Below are 14,270 nucleotides of genomic sequence, written 5' to 3'. Positions count from 1 at the left end.
GCTCGCCCGGTGGTGACCTAAACCGCCGGGCGGCGCTTTTTAAAACGCAGTAGAATCAGCCCCACCCCGGCGACCACCAGGCCGCCGCCGGCGAGCTTGTGTATGCCCAGGGGGTCGCCCATCAGAAGCGCCCCCAGCCCCACCGCCAGTACCGGTACCAGCAGCGTCATCGGCACCACCTTGTTGACCGGGTGGCGGCGCAGCAGCGCGTACCAGATACCGTAGGCAAGGATCGACGACATCACCGCGGTATAGAACACCGCGCCCCAGCCGGCCAGGCCCGCCGAGCGAATGGCTTGCCACTGCCCGTTCTCGAAAAGCCAGGAGCCGAGCGCGACCTGGGGCACTGCGAATAGCGCGATCCAGCCCGCCAGCGCCAGCGGCGCGATGGCTGGGCCGCGCTTGATCAAAAGTTGCGACACCGCCCAGCCCAGCGCGCTCAAAAGCAGAATGCCAAGCGGCAGCGGCGAGGGCAGCGTGGGGCCACCCGCCAGCACCACCACGCCGGCAAACGATAGCAACAGTCCCGCCAGCCGCTTGGGCCCCAGCTTCTCCTTGAGAAAGACGACCGCCAGAATCGTCGCAAACGGCGTGCCCATCTGTACCAAAAGCGCGCCGGTGCCCGCCTCGGACTGACCAAGGCCGATGAACAGCATGGCGAAGTGCAGCGTACCGAAGGTGACGGATAACAGCAGCAGAAACGGCAGCTGGGCGCGCGGCACCGGATAGAAGGGCACCAGCAGAAGGGCGACCAGCGCAAAGCGCAGCGTGGTCATCAACAGCGGCGGAAGTTCCGCCACGCCCACCTTGATGACGACGATATTGAGCGCCCAGATGGCCACGACCAGAAGGCCCAGAAGTAAATCGCGTAGCGGCACGGCAGTGTCCTGTCGTTGAAAAGAGGATGATTCAAAGTGGCGCGACCATCATAACAGCCCGGCTCTCTTCCCTTCGCCCTTCAAGTGCCTACAATAGGCGAGGCGCGCGCGGGCCAACGACCGCCGCGCCCTTGCACATCCCCTATAAAAACCAGATAAAAAGGAATCCTCATGACGCTGACACGCCACCTCTCCCGCGCAGGCCTGGGCCTGACCGGTGCCGCGCTCTTGACGCTGGCCGTTTCCGCCCAGGCGCGCGAGCTTTCCGTTTCCACGGTGCTGTCCGACGCCTTCCCCTGGGGGCAGGCGGCAGAAAAGTGGGCCGAGCTTTTGGAAGAGCGCAGCGACGGCGAGCTGACGCTGCGGGTCTACCCCAACTCGCAGCTGGTTTCCGGTGATCAGACCCGCGAGTTCTCCGCCATGCGCTCCGGGCTGATCGATGCCGCGGTGGGCTCGACCATCAACTGGTCGCCCCAAGTGCCGGAGCTCAATTTGTTCTCGCTGCCGTTTTTCATCCCCGATGTCGCCGCCGTCGACGCCGTGACCCAAGGCGAGGCGGGCGACATGGTGTTCGAGGCGATCGAGTCGCGCGGTATCGTGCCGCTGGCCTGGGGCGAGAACGGCTTTCGCCAGGTCTCCAACTCGAGCGGCCCGATCAGCGCCCCGGACGACCTCGACGGGCTCAAGATTCGCGTCGTCGGCTCGCCGCTGTTCCAGGACACCTTTGCAGCGCTGGGCGCCGACCCGACCCAGATGAGCTGGACCGACGCCCAGCCCGCGCTGACCACCGGCGCCGTCGACGGCCAGGAGAACCCGCTGTCGGTGTTCGACGCCGCGCGCATCGACCAGGTCGGTCAGGAGTACCTGACGCTCTGGAACTACATGAATGATCCGCTGATCTTCGCGGTCAACCAGCAGGTGTGGGGCTCACTGAGTGAAGAGGAGCAGACTTGGCTTCGCGAAACCGCCGAAGAGGCCGGCGCCTGGGAAATCAGCATGACCCGCGAGCAGGAGAGCGAGCGCCTGGCGGCGATCGAAGAGCGCGGCGTCACCGTCACCGAGCTAAGTGATGACGAGTACCAGGCCTTTCGTGAGGCGACCCAAAACGTCCTGGAAAAGTGGGCGCCGCGCATCGGCGAGGAGCTCATGGAGTCGGCGCAGTCGGCCATCGATGCGCGCTAAGCGCCAGATCCGCTACCGGCGTTGGCCGGTAGCGCTACCCTTTAGAGGCTATCATGCAACCATTTTCCGATGCGCGCCTCGAGCGTTGGCTGGGCGCGCTATCGTTGATCGTCATTTCGTTGATCAGTCTGGGTAACGTGGTGACGCGCTACCTGACCGGCGGTTCGTTCTCGTTTACCGAAGAGTTTTCCGTGTTTTTGCTGGTGGTGCTGACCTTTGCCGGCGCCAGCGTGGCGCTCCGGCGCAACCGCCATATCCGTATCAGCTTTCTCGAGCGCATGCTGCCGGAAAAATGGCGCGGCGCGCTGATTCTTTTCCAGGGCGCCTGTGGGTTTCTGGTGCTGGCGCTGATTACCTGGTACGGCGGCAAACTCGCCTTTCAGGAGTATCAGTGGGAGTCGTTGTCGCCCGGGCTTGGACTGCCCCAGTGGTGGTATCTGGTGTGGCTGCCGGTGCTCTCGGCGCTGATGCTTTGGCGCCTCGTTCAGCAGACCCGCGAACGATTGAGTGGAGACCTGCGCGATGACCCCTGATCTCTGGATGCTGCTCGCCTTCGCCGGGCTCTTGATCGCCGGGGTGCCGGTGGCGTTTTCGCTGGCGCTGGCGGGCTCGGTCGGTATCGTTACCGGGCTTTCGCCGGATATGCTGGCAACGCTTGGCACCAACACTTACAACAGCATCGCCAAATACCCGTTGATCGCCATTCCGCTGTTCATTTTGACCGGGCTGATCTTCGAGCGCTCCGGCGTGGCGCTGCGTCTGGTGCGCTTCGCCCAGGCGCTGATCGGCCCGCGCCACGGCGGCCTTGCGCTGGTCGCGGTGCTGGTGTGCATGATCATGGGCGGCATGTCAGGCTCCGGCCCGGCGGATGCGGCGGCCGTGGCGATGGTGATGCTGCCGAGCATGACGAAGGCGGGCTACCCCAAGCCGTTTTCCGCCACGCTGATTGCGGCCTCCGCCTCCACCGCGATTCTGATTCCGCCCTCGGTGGCGCTGATTCTCTACTCCATCGTGGTGCCCGGGGTGGATCTTCGCGCGCTGTTCGCCGCCGGGCTCTTCCCGGGCATTCTGGCGGGGCTTTCGCTGCTGATACCGGCGATGCTGCTGGCCAAGCGCTACGGCTGGGAGGGCAGCACGCCGCAGAGCGATGCCGAGCGCCTGAGCGTGGGCGCGGCGTTCAAGCAGGCGCTGCCGGCGCTGTTTGCCCCCGTGCTGATTCTCGGCGGGCTGCGCTCGGGGCTATTCACACCGACCGAGGCGGCGGTCGTCGCGGTCGCCTACGGCACGCTGGTGGGGCTTTTTCTCACGCGCGAGCTCTCGCTCAAGGATCTCTGGGCGCTGCTGGGCGAGGCGGCGATCATCTCCGGCGTCGTGATGCTGATCATCGCACTGGCCGGGGTGTTCGCCTGGGCGGGCACCATGCTCGGCACCTTCCGTCATTTGGCGGAGTGGATGATTGGGCTGACCGACAACGGCGCGCTGCTGCTGGTACTGGTGATGCTGGCGGTGCTGATCGCCGGGATGCTGCTCGATGCCATTTCGATCTATTTGATCCTGATGCCGATTCTGATTCCGGTCATGCAGCACTTCGAGTGGAACCCGGTGTGGTTCGGTATTTTGCTGGCCATGAACATCGCCATCGGCCAGTTTACACCGCCGGTAGCGGTGAATTTGATGGTCACCACGGAAGTGGCAAAGATCCGTCTCGAGCATACGCTGGGCTGGGCGCTGGTGTTCGTTGCCGCCATGGCCTGCGCGATGGCCATCGTGGCGCTGTTTCCCGGTATCGCGCTCTGGCTGCCAACGGTGCTGGGCTACAACGTGTAGAGCCCGGGAAAGCGGCTGGCGCCAGCGTTTAAAATGCGCGTGAGGCTAAACGTGCGTTTGACCGGGGATTTCATATACTCGGTCGAAAGAGGGGACGCGTTTTCGCCAAGGGTTGAATTTTTCGCTAAAGTGAATGAACCTTTGCCGCCGATTGGCAGAGTCGCTCCATAGAGTTAACAGACTGTCTCACAAGCGTTTTGAACGGTATCGCCCAAGGGATCCGATAAACGGGTGGTTTAAAACGAATAATGCTCACAAAAGAGAAAGAGGTGTGCCCATGAAGCGCCATGTATTTTCGACCGCAGCCTTTTCAGGCGCGCTGATTGCCGCGGCAAGCTTTGCAAGCCCGGCGGTTGCCCAGGAACGCTACATCACCATCGGTACCGGCGGTCAGACCGGCGTGTACTACGTCGTCGGCCAGTCGGTGTGCCGCATGGTCAACCGCGGCAGCGAAGAGCACAACATTCGCTGTAACGCGCCGTCCACCGGCGGCTCGGTCGCCAACGTCAACGGCATGAAAAACGGCGACCTGGACATGGGTGTGGTGCAGTCTGACGTGCAGTACCGCGCTTACAACGGCGAAGCCAACTTCGAAGAAGAGGGCCCGTGGGAAGAGATGCGCGCCGTTTTCACCATGCACGGCGAGCCGCTCACCGTAGTCGCCCGTGCCGACGCCGGTATCGAGAACATCAGCGATTTCCCGGGCAAGCGTGTGAACATCGGTAACCCCGGTTCTGGTCAGCGCAACACCATGGACGTGGTGATGGACGCCTTTGGTTGGGACGAAGATACCTTCGCGCTCGCCTCCCAGCTCGACGCCGCCGAACAGGCCGCTGCGCTGTCTGACAACAACATCGACGCCATGGTCTACGTGGTCGGCCATCCCAACGGCTCCATCCAGGAAGCGACCACCACCATCGATGCCAAGCTGGTCTCGGTGACCGGTGACGAAATCGACAGCCTGATCGAAGAGTATCCCTACTACACCCGCTCCGTGATTCCGGGCGGTCTGTACCGCGGCAACGACGAAGACGTCGAAACTTTCGGCGTGGCGGCGACGTTCGTCTCCTCCACCAATGTCGACGAAGACGTGATCTACGAAACCGTGAAAGCCGTGTTCGAGAACTTCGACCGCTTCAAGCGCCTGCACCCGGCGTTCGAGAACCTGAACGAAGAAGACATGATCTCCGACGGCCTGACCGCGCCGCTGCACGCCGGCGCCGAGCGCTACTATCGTGAGCGTGGCTGGATCGAGTGAGCCGACAAGCGCTAGGCGGCAGGTACCGATAGCGCCTTGAGAGAACGACAAGCGCGGGCGCCCAGGGTGTCCGCGCTTTCGTTGGAAGCGACGTTATACATCACGTCGAAAGCGTCGCCTACGGCGCGATCGACCGGCGCGGATCTTGAAAAGGACAAGCGTATGCAAGACGAAAAAACATCCTCGGGCGCCGCGCGAAACGACCTGGACGATATGGTTGCCTCAAGCGATACCGGCGCGCGCAAACCGTTGGGGGCGCCGGGCAAGCTGTTGGTGGGTATTGCCGCCGTCTGGTCGCTGTTCCAGCTCTGGATCGCCTCGCCGCTGCCTTACATGCTGGGGTTTGGCGTGTTCAGCGCGACCCAATCGCGTTCGATCCACCTGGCCTTTGCGCTCTTTCTTGCCTTTATGGCCTACCCCGCGCTCAAGCGCTCGCCGCGCGACCGCGTGCCGCTGCAGGACTGGGCGTTCGCCGCCGTGGCCGCGTTCTGCGGTGCTTATCTATTTATCTTTTATGACGATCTCGCCACCCGAGCCGGGCGTCCGATCACCCAGGACATCGTGGTCGGCGTGGTGGGTATCGTCATGCTGTTGGAGGCGACCCGGCGCGCGCTCGGGCCACCCTTGATGGTGGTCGCCGCGGTGTTTATCGCCTATTCGCTCTTTGGCCCTTACATGCCCGGCATTCTCGCGCACCGCGGCGTGAGCCTGGGCGGGCTGATCAACCACCAGTGGCTCGGCACCCAGGGCGTGTTCGGCATTGCGCTGGGGGTGTCGACCAGCTTCGTATTCCTGTTCGTCCTGTTTGGCGCGCTGCTCGACAAGGCCGGCGCCGGCAACTATTTCATCAAGGTGGCCTTCTCGATGCTGGGCCACTTCAAGGGTGGCCCGGCGAAGGCCGCCGTGGTGGCCTCGGGCATGACCGGTTTGATCTCCGGCTCCTCGATCGCCAATACCGTCACCACCGGCACGTTCACCATTCCGATGATGAAGCGGGTCGGCTTTAGCGCCGAAAAAGCCGGGGCGGTGGAAGTGTCGTCGTCGGTCAACGGTCAGATCATGCCGCCGGTCATGGGCGCGGCGGCGTTCTTGATGGTCGAGTACGTGGGCATCTCCTACGTCGAAGTCATCAAGCACGCGTTTCTGCCGGCGCTGATCTCCTATATCGCGCTGATTTACATCGTTCACCTGGAAGCGCTGAAGGCGGACATGCGCGGTTTGCCCTCGGGCAACCCGCCGCGCCCGCTGTTGAACAAGGTGATCGGCTTTTTGACCGGGCTTTTACTGCTGATGGCGCTCTCCATCGGCGTCTATTACGGGCTGGGTTGGCTCAAGCCGGTGCTGGGCGAGGCGACCCCCTGGGTCGTATCGGTAGGGCTGGCGGTGATCTATATCGGCCTTTTGAAGATCGGCGCTCGCTACCCGGAACTCGAGGTCGACGACCCCAACCAGGCGGTGGTGAAGCTTCCACAAACCCGGCCGACGGTGATGGTGGGGCTTCATTACATTCTGCCGGTCGTCGTGCTGGTGTGGTGTCTGATGGTCGAGCGTCTTTCACCGGGTCTATCGGCCTTCTGGGCGACCGTGTTCATGATTTTCATCATGGTCACCCAGCGCCCGATCATCGCGCTCTTTAGAGGCCGTAGTCAGATGGCCGCCGACATCAAGGAAGGCCTTTGGGATCTCTGGGACGGCCTGGTCACCGGCGCGCGCAACATGATCGGCATCGGTATCGCCACCGCCACGGCGGGCATCGTGGTCGGTGCGGTGTCGCAAACCGGCGTGGGCCTGGTGTTGGCGGACGTGGTCGAGATTCTCTCCGGCGGCAACCTGATGGTGATTTTGCTGCTGACCGCGGTGCTGAGTTTGATTCTCGGTATGGGGCTTCCGACCACCGCCAACTACATCGTGGTTTCGGCCCTGATGGCGCCGGTGATCGTCATGCTTGGCCAGCAGAACGGGCTGATCGTACCGCTGATCGCAGTGCATCTGTTCGTGTTCTATTTCGGCATCATGGCGGACGTCACCCCGCCGGTGGGGCTGGCCTCCTTCGCCGCCGCGGCGGTCTCCGGGGGCGATCCGATCCGCACCGGCTTCCAGGCGTTCTACTACAGCCTGCGTACCGCAGCACTCCCGTTTCTGTTCATCTTCAACACCGACCTGCTGTTGATCGATGTCACCGTGGCCCAGGGGATCGTGGTCTTCATCGTCGCGACCATCGCCATGCTGATCTTCGCGGCCGGCACCCAAGGGTACTTCATTACCCGCAACCGCTGGTACGAGTCGATTCTGCTGCTGCTGGTCGCGTTCACCCTGTTCCGCCCGGGCTTCTTCATGGATCGTATTCACGACCCGTATGATTCGGTCCCGCCGGCGCAGTTCGTCGAGGCGCTGGGGCGGGTAGATGAAGGCAGCAACCTGCGTATTCAGATCGCCGGCGAAGACGCCTTCGGCGCGCCGCTGACCACCTACATGCTGATACCGGTACCGGAGGGTGAAACCGGCGAGGAGCGTATGGAGAACCTGGGGCTGGAACTCTACACCGACGGCGACCAGACGCTGGTAGACATGGTCGAGTTCGGCAGCCCCGCAGCGGATCTGGGCCTGGATTTCGATCAGGAGATCATCGAGGTACTGGCCCCGGTGAATCGCTGGACGAAAGAGTGGATGTGGCTGCCGGCGCTGGGGCTGTTCGCGCTGGTCGTCCTATTGCAGCGCGGCCGTCGGCGCAAGGACGAGCCGGCACCCGCGGCGACGTGAAACGTCAGGAGAGTGCCATGTACCAGAAAATTCTGCTGCCCGTGGATCTCAACGAAGAGAGCTCGTGGAAAAAGGCGCTGCCGGTGGCCGCCACGCTGTGTCAGACCTTTGGCGCGTCACTGCACCTGGTGAGCGTGCTGCCGGAGTTCAAGATGCCGATGGTGGGGGCCTATTTTCCGAAAGACTTTTCGCAAAAGGCCCACGAGGGGATGAAGGAGGCTCAGGCCGCCTTCATCGATGAGCACGTCCCAAACGATATCCCGACCCAAAGCGTGATCATCGACGGCTCACCCTGGGAGGCGATCATCAAGGTCGGCAAGAAAATCGACGCCGATTTGATCGTCATGGCCTCCCACACCAGGCGCAAGTTCGCCGACTACGTGCTTGGCCCCAACGCCGAGCACGTGGTGCACCATGCGAAAATCTCGGTGATGATCGTGCGCTGACAGTACGCGTTTCACACCAAAAGGCGGCTTCGGCCGCCTTTTTTTGTGCCAGCGACGGCGACTGCGACGTTTGGCTAATGTCGTTCCCGCGCCGGGTGACCAACACTGAGCGAGCGGTTTCAAACACCATAATGCTTGGGAGCCTTACCATGATCTACGCCAATCCGGGCGACAGCGGCGCCGTCGTCACTTTCGAAAAGCGTTACGGCAACTACATCGGCGGCGAATTCGTGGCGCCGGTGAAAGGTGAGTACTTCGACAATCTCAGCCCGGTCAACGGCCAGGTGTTCTGCGAGATTCCCCGATCCAGCGCCGAGGATCTGGAAAAGGCGCTCGACGCCGCCCACAAGGCCGCCCCCGCCTGGGGCAGGACCTCCGCCGCCGAGCGCAGCAATATCCTGCTCAAGATGGCCGATCGCATCGAGCAGAATCTCGAGCTTCTGGCGGTGGCGGAGACCTGGGACAACGGCAAGGCGGTACGCGAGACCCTGAACGCCGACTTGCCGCTTGCCATCGATCACTTTCGCTATTTCGCCGGCTGCATCCGCGCCCAGGAAGGGAGTGCAGCGGATATCGACGCCAACACCGTGTCCTACCATTTCCACGAGCCGCTGGGCGTGGTGGGGCAGATCATTCCCTGGAACTTCCCCATCCTCATGGCGGTGTGGAAGCTGGCGCCTGCGCTTGCCGCCGGTAACTGCGTGGTGCTGAAGCCCGCCGAGCAGACGCCGGCCTCCATTCTCGAGGTGATGAAGATCGTGGGCGACCTGCTGCCGCCGGGCGTGGTCAACATCGTCAACGGCTTCGGCGAGGAGATCGGTCAGAGCCTTGCGACGAGCAAACGCATCGCCAAGATCGCCTTCACCGGCTCCACCCCGGTGGGCTCGCACATTTTGAAGTGCGCCGCCGAGAACATCATTCCCTCCACGGTGGAGCTTGGCGGCAAGTCGCCGAACATCTACTTCGCCGACATCATGAACGCCGAGCCAAGCTTCGTCGACAAGGCCGTCGAAGGTCTGGTACTGGCGTTTTTGAACCAGGGCGAGGTCTGCACCTGCCCCTCGCGCGCGCTGGTGCAGGAGAGCATGTATGACGAGTTCATGGCGAAGGTGCTCGAGCGCACCAAGGCGATCAAGCGCGGAAACCCGCTGGATACCGACGTGCAGGTCGGCGCTCAGGCATCGCAAGAGCAGTTCGACAAGATCATGTCCTACATGGATGTCGCCCGCGAAGAGGGCGCGGAGTTTCTCACCGGCGGCAACAAGGCGAGCATCGACGGTGACTATGACAGCGGCTACTACATCGAGCCGACGATTCTGAAAGGCAACAACAAGATGCGCATCTTCCAGGAGGAGATCTTCGGCCCGGTGGTGTCGGTCACCATCTTCAAGGATGAAGAAGAGGCGCTGGCGATCGCCAACGACACCGAGTTCGGCTTGGGGGCCGGGGTGTGGAGCCGCGACATCAACGTGGCGTTTCGTATGGGCCGTGGCATTCAGGCCGGGCGCGTGTGGACCAACTGCTACCACCAGTACCCGGCCCACGCCGCGTTTGGTGGCTACAAGAAGTCTGGCGTCGGCCGCGAAACCCACAAGATGGCGCTCGAACACTACCAGCAGACCAAGAACCTGCTGGTCAGCTACGACGTGAACCCGATGGGCTTTTTCTAACTCGCCCCACGGGCTTTCGAAACACAGCGACCCGGCCACTGGCCGGGTTTTTCATGCCGGTTTTTCAGACCGGAACTCCAGCCAGCGCCGCGCCAGCCGCCTGGCCTGTTCGAGCTGGCGGACCACGGCGAACCGGCCCGCTTGGCGGCGGATGCCGGTGCGCTTGAGCTTTAACACCATGCGCGGCGCCAGACCGACCACGATAATGCCGACGCCACGCTCGGCAAGCTCCCGGCGCAGCGTGTCGATGGCGACCAGCGCGGAAGCGTCCAAACTCGGCACCTCCTGCATCTCCAGCACCACGATGCGCACGTCGCGGTCGATCACGCGAAGCGTCGCCATTGCCTTTTCGGCGGCGCCGAAAAAGAGCGGCCCGCTGACCCGGTAGTGGGCGACGCCGTCCGGGAAGGCGGCTGCGGGCTCCGGCGCCTCCAGACGGCGAGTGTGGGTGAGCTTTGCCATTCGCCGGATGAACAGCGCGGCGGCCAGGCCCATGCCCACGGCCACCGCGATCACCATGTCGAACACCACGGTGAGCAAAAAGCAGATGACCAGCACCGCCACGTCGCTGCCCGGCGCACTTTTCAACGTGTGCACGAAGTGGCGCGCCTCGCTCATGTTCCAGGCGATGATGAACAAAAGTGCGGCCAGCGCCGCCATCGGCACGTAGCCCATGGCGCCGGCCAGCGCGACCACTGCCAGCAGCACGACCAGCGAATGAACGAGCGCGGCCACCGGCGAACAGGCGCCGCTTTTGATATTGGTCGCGGTACGGGCAAGTGCGGCGGTGGCGGTCATGCCGCCAAAGAACGGCGCGATCACGTTACCCAGCCCCTGTCCGATCAGCTCGGCGTTGGAGTCGTGCCGGGTGCGGGTCAGGCCGTCGGCCACCACGGCGCACAAAAGCGACTCGATGGCTGCCAGCAGCGCGATTGCCAGGGCCGGGCCGAGCAGCGCCTGGATCAGCGCGAAGTCGACGGTCAGCGGATCATCGTTGGCGCCGGGAAGCTGCCAGGGCAAGGCAAAGCTGGGCGCGAAAGGAGGAATGCCGCTACCCGCCACGCCATCGGCCTCCCAGCTAAAGCGCGAGGCAATGGTCGCCACCTCAATGCCGCCCCAGGCAAGCATAAGCGCCACCAGCGTGCCAACGCTCAGGCCCACCAGGGGTGCGGGGATTGGCGTTTTCAGGCGCGGCCAGGCAATCAAGGTGGCAAGCGTGGCCGCCCCTATGCATAGATCCGGCGGCGAAAGCTCGGGAAGCGCGCGGCCGATCACCACCAGGTTATTAAGCGTACTGCTGCCAAGCGCGATATCGCTCAAGCCAAGAAAGCCGGGCACCTGTAGTAGCGCGATGACCACACCGATGCCCGCGGTAAAGCCGAGAATGACCGGGTAGGGCACGTACTGGATCAAGCTTCCCAATCGGGCGAGCCCCAGCGCCACCAGAATCAAACCGGCCATGAGCGTGGCGACGAGCAGCCCGCCCAACCCGTACTCGGCCACGATAGGAAAGAGAATGACCACGAACGCCGCGGTAGGGCCTGAAATATTGAAGCGTGAGCCGCCCGTCAGCGCGATGATGGCCCCGGCTACGATCGCCGTGTAGAGCCCATGCTGCGGCGCCACCCCGATGGCGATCGCCAGCGCCATCGACAGCGGCACCGCGACCACGCCTACGGTGAGCCCCGCCAGCACGTCCCGCTTGAGCTTGCCAGGCGTGTAGCCTTCGCGCCAGGTGTTCAGCAGGGCGCGGCCGGGAAGCGGAAGTTGGGCCTGGAAGCGACGGGGAGCGTGGGACATGGCAAAGCCTCGGGATCAATGGCGAACCCGGATAAATTACGCCGCCCTAATGTCTTACACAACGGCCTCGCCCAATGGCCTTGATGACAGCGGGCTACCTCCATGCACTAAAGGCATAAAAAGACACCGCCCGGTATGAGCCGGGCGGTGTCTTTGGAACCCAACCTATCGATGAGGCGTTTACTGCTCGGTCTGGGTCTCGTCCGTCGCCGTGGCCGCTTCGTCGCCCTGTTCGCCATGGTGACGGTCACGCTCGCCGCCGCGCTCGCCGCGATGCTCCTGGCGTACCTCGCGCATGGCTTCACGCAGTGCCTGATGCTCCTCTTCGGTCAGGATCTCGTCGATGCGCGCCTGGTGCTCGTCGTGCAGCGTCTTCATCGCTTCGAAAAATTCGCTGTTGACTTCGTTGAGCGCCTGCTGTTTCTCTTCATCGATCTCGGCGCGCTGGTAGACTTCCTGGCGCTGCTCCTGCATCTGCTCGCGCATCTGCTCGCGGCCCTGGCCGTGGCCGTCGTGCGGGTGCGCTTGAGCGGTCATCGCGACGGGGACCAGCGCGGCGGCCAGTAGAGCCGGGGCGAAGAGTTTGCGAAGTGATAGCGTCATGGTTTCTCTCCTTGATGCGATGCTGTCGAAGGTGACACCTGCAGTATCGAGCGGCCCGGTGTAAAGTCGTTGCACAAAGTGTGCAAACAACGTGACCTTCTCATAGGCTAAGCATCCGGATAAAAGGAGTTATCGATGCACGCGTTTCGTATAATTCGCCGCTCGCTGGGCGCAGGGAGCTTGGCGCTACTGCTCGGCGGTTGCGGCGCGACCCACCTCGCCACCAGCGGAGAGATCGCCATCGCCCAGGTGGCCATCTCCCCAACCGCGCGTTCGCCCTCGGTGCGCTCGACATCGCTCAGCCCCCAAATTTATACCCCGGCAAACTGGCCCGAGCCGCTCACCGCCCGCGTGCGCCTGCCCGACACCCCAAAAGCGGGCCTGCGCCCGGCGGCGCTGATCGTGCACGGCGGCGGCTGGCGCGGGCGAAGCCCCGCCGATATGGAGAAAATTGCCCACCAGCTGGCGGGGCAGGGCTATGTGACGGTCAACGTCGAGTATCGCTTTGCGCCGCGCTACCGTTTTCCCGCCCAGCTTCATGACCTGCAGCAGGCGATGCGCTGGATTCACGATAACGCCGAGCGCCTGGGGGTCGATACCGACCGCATCGTCGGCGTGGGCTACTCCTCCGGCGCCCACCTGGTGAGCCTTCTGGCGCTGGCAAGCCAAACGGGGCCGCTGGCCGAGCCGTATGGCGGCGAGCACACCAGACTTCGCGCCGCGGCGGTCGGGGGGCTGCCGAGCGATCTGTTGAAATTCGATGACGGGGAGCTTGTGATCGGCCTGCTCGGCGGTACCCGCGACGAGGTGTACGACGCCTACGTGCAGGCCTCGCCGATTCGCCAGCTCACGCCAAAGGCGCCGCCGTTTTTCCTTTTCCACGGCAATCGCGACCGGCTAGTGCCGGTGGATCACGCCCGGGACTTTTATGAGGCGCTGCGCGCCCAGGGCACACCCGCCGAGCTCTACCTGCAGCACGGCCGCGGGCACATTGCGGCTTTTCTACTGCGCGGCGGAGCTGTTGATGCGGCGATCGCGTTTCTCAATCGAGAAGTGAATCGCAAGGTGGATAATGGCCCCGACACTCAGCCTTCAGGCTGATACTTGTAACCGACGCCGTACACCGAGCGGATGATCTCCTGATCGGGGAGCGCTTCGGTGATCTTTTTGCGCAGCTTCTTGATGTGACTATCCACGGTGCGCTCGGACACGATGCGGTTGTCGCGGTACATGTGATCCATCAGCTGCTCGCGGCTAAAGATCCGCCCGGGGGCGTGCATCATCACGCGCAAAAGCTGAAACTCCACCGCGGTGAGGCCCAGGTCCTGGCCCTTGGCAAGTGCCACCCAGCCTTCATCGTCCAGGGTGACCGGCGCGATTGGGGCGGCGGCCTCAATGGAGGCGCTTTCGGCGGCGCGGCTTCGGCGCAGCACCGCCTTGACCCGGGCCACCACTTCCCGCGGGCTGAACGGCTTACAGATATAGTCGTCGGCGCCCATCTCGAGCCCCACCAGGCGGTCCACCTCTTCGACCTTGGCCGTCACCATGATGATGGGCAGCGCCGGCCAGCGCTGGCGGATCTCGCGGCAGAGCGTGGTGCCATCCATGCCCGGTAGCATCAAATCCAGCAGTACCAGCGCCGGCGTATTCGCGTCGAGCCAAGCAAGCACGTCGTCGCCGTGCTCGATCAGCGTCGGCGCGAAGTGGTGGCCGGTCAGGTAGTCGGCCATCAGGCGCGCGATCTTCGGCTCATCCTCGACGATCAGAAGTGAGGCGTTGGCGGGGTACGAATCGGTCGATGACATGGGCACTCGAGGCTCCAGAGTGAAAATCCAGCGTGAAGCTA

General features: G+C 63.5%; 12 protein-coding genes. 8 read left to right on the top strand and 4 right to left on the bottom strand.

Going from position 1 to position 14,270, the window contains the following annotated elements; translation table 11 throughout:
• Positions 1-17 precede the first annotated feature (17 nt).
• Entirely contained in the window at positions 18-878 is an 861-nt protein-coding gene (locus tag RN346_RS13630; RefSeq protein WP_311961432.1) for an EamA family transporter, read from the bottom strand.
• Positions 879-1,049: 171 nt separating this feature from the next.
• On the opposite strand from RN346_RS13630, the gene RN346_RS13625 reads away from it, so the two are divergent.
• From RN346_RS13625 to RN346_RS13595, 7 genes are all read left to right on the top strand, one after another.
• Positions 1,050-2,060: a DctP family TRAP transporter solute-binding subunit gene (locus tag RN346_RS13625; protein ID WP_311961431.1), complete on the top strand. Its 1,011-nt coding sequence runs from the start codon at positions 1,050-1,052 to the stop codon at positions 2,058-2,060.
• A 53-nt stretch (positions 2,061-2,113) separates the two neighbouring features.
• On the top strand, positions 2,114-2,593 hold the full coding sequence (locus RN346_RS13620; protein ID WP_311961430.1) for a TRAP transporter small permease: 480 nt from the start codon (positions 2,114-2,116) through the stop codon (positions 2,591-2,593).
• Positions 2,583-3,887, top strand: a complete 1,305-nt coding sequence (locus RN346_RS13615) for a TRAP transporter large permease (protein ID WP_311961429.1) — start codon at positions 2,583-2,585, stop codon at positions 3,885-3,887. Before RN346_RS13620 ends, RN346_RS13615 begins: the two co-directional genes overlap by 11 nt.
• A 277-nt stretch (positions 3,888-4,164) precedes the next feature.
• Entirely contained in the window at positions 4,165-5,145 is a 981-nt protein-coding gene (locus RN346_RS13610; RefSeq protein WP_263586280.1) for a TAXI family TRAP transporter solute-binding subunit, read from the top strand.
• 162 nt (positions 5,146-5,307) lie between these two features.
• Positions 5,308-7,905: a TRAP transporter permease gene (locus tag RN346_RS13605; protein WP_263586281.1), complete on the top strand. Its 2,598-nt coding sequence runs from the start codon at positions 5,308-5,310 to the stop codon at positions 7,903-7,905.
• A gap of 17 nt (positions 7,906-7,922) precedes the next feature.
• On the top strand, positions 7,923-8,351 hold the full coding sequence (locus tag RN346_RS13600; protein WP_263586282.1) for a universal stress protein: 429 nt from the start codon (positions 7,923-7,925) through the stop codon (positions 8,349-8,351).
• A 149-nt stretch (positions 8,352-8,500) separates the two neighbouring features.
• The gene (locus RN346_RS13595; protein WP_311961428.1) at positions 8,501-10,021 is read left to right on the top strand and encodes an aldehyde dehydrogenase family protein; all 1,521 of its coding nucleotides are present in this window, start codon (positions 8,501-8,503) and stop codon (positions 10,019-10,021) included.
• 51 nt (positions 10,022-10,072) lie between these two features.
• Here the strand turns inward: RN346_RS13595 and dauA are convergent, their stop codons facing one another.
• Together dauA and RN346_RS13585 are read right to left on the bottom strand one after the other, a co-directional pair.
• The gene (gene dauA / locus RN346_RS13590; RefSeq protein WP_311961427.1) at positions 10,073-11,821 is read right to left on the bottom strand and encodes a C4-dicarboxylic acid transporter DauA; all 1,749 of its coding nucleotides are present in this window, start codon (positions 11,819-11,821) and stop codon (positions 10,073-10,075) included.
• 180 nt (positions 11,822-12,001) lie between these two features.
• A complete protein-coding gene (locus RN346_RS13585; RefSeq protein WP_311961426.1) occupies positions 12,002-12,424 on the bottom strand; it encodes a hypothetical protein in 423 nt (140 codons plus the stop codon).
• Between the two features lie 135 nt (positions 12,425-12,559).
• On the opposite strand from RN346_RS13585, the gene RN346_RS13580 reads away from it, so the two are divergent.
• The gene (locus RN346_RS13580; protein WP_311961425.1) at positions 12,560-13,525 is read left to right on the top strand and encodes an alpha/beta hydrolase; all 966 of its coding nucleotides are present in this window, start codon (positions 12,560-12,562) and stop codon (positions 13,523-13,525) included.
• Here the strand turns inward: RN346_RS13580 and RN346_RS13575 are convergent.
• Positions 13,510-14,229: a response regulator gene (locus tag RN346_RS13575; RefSeq protein ID WP_311961424.1), complete on the bottom strand. Its 720-nt coding sequence runs from the start codon at positions 14,227-14,229 to the stop codon at positions 13,510-13,512. The two genes, RN346_RS13580 and RN346_RS13575, sit on opposite strands and share 16 nt — an antisense overlap.
• Positions 14,230-14,270: the final 41 nt, after the last annotated feature.

Source organism: Halomonas sp. PAMB 3232, from assembly GCF_031954225.1.
In the GTDB taxonomy this organism is placed as follows: domain Bacteria; phylum Pseudomonadota; class Gammaproteobacteria; order Pseudomonadales; family Halomonadaceae; genus Vreelandella.
Note: the sequence above shows the minus strand (reverse complement) of the source record. Positions and strands in the feature narration are given on the sequence as shown.

Coding starts and splice junctions, on each gene's coding strand:
- RN346_RS13625 (WP_311961431.1), top strand. CDS start 1,050: ATGACGCTGACACGCCACCTCTCCCGCGCAGGCCTGGGCCTGACCGGT.
- RN346_RS13620 (WP_311961430.1), top strand. CDS start 2,114: ATGCAACCATTTTCCGATGCGCGCCTCGAGCGTTGGCTGGGCGCGCTA.
- RN346_RS13615 (WP_311961429.1), top strand. CDS start 2,583: ATGACCCCTGATCTCTGGATGCTGCTCGCCTTCGCCGGGCTCTTGATC.
- RN346_RS13610 (WP_263586280.1), top strand. CDS start 4,165: ATGAAGCGCCATGTATTTTCGACCGCAGCCTTTTCAGGCGCGCTGATT.
- RN346_RS13605 (WP_263586281.1), top strand. CDS start 5,308: ATGCAAGACGAAAAAACATCCTCGGGCGCCGCGCGAAACGACCTGGAC.
- RN346_RS13600 (WP_263586282.1), top strand. CDS start 7,923: ATGTACCAGAAAATTCTGCTGCCCGTGGATCTCAACGAAGAGAGCTCG.
- RN346_RS13595 (WP_311961428.1), top strand. CDS start 8,501: ATGATCTACGCCAATCCGGGCGACAGCGGCGCCGTCGTCACTTTCGAA.
- dauA (WP_311961427.1), bottom strand. CDS start 11,821: ATGTCCCACGCTCCCCGTCGCTTCCAGGCCCAACTTCCGCTTCCCGGC.
- RN346_RS13585 (WP_311961426.1), bottom strand. CDS start 12,424: ATGACGCTATCACTTCGCAAACTCTTCGCCCCGGCTCTACTGGCCGCC.
- RN346_RS13580 (WP_311961425.1), top strand. CDS start 12,560: ATGCACGCGTTTCGTATAATTCGCCGCTCGCTGGGCGCAGGGAGCTTG.
- RN346_RS13575 (WP_311961424.1), bottom strand. CDS start 14,229: ATGTCATCGACCGATTCGTACCCCGCCAACGCCTCACTTCTGATCGTC.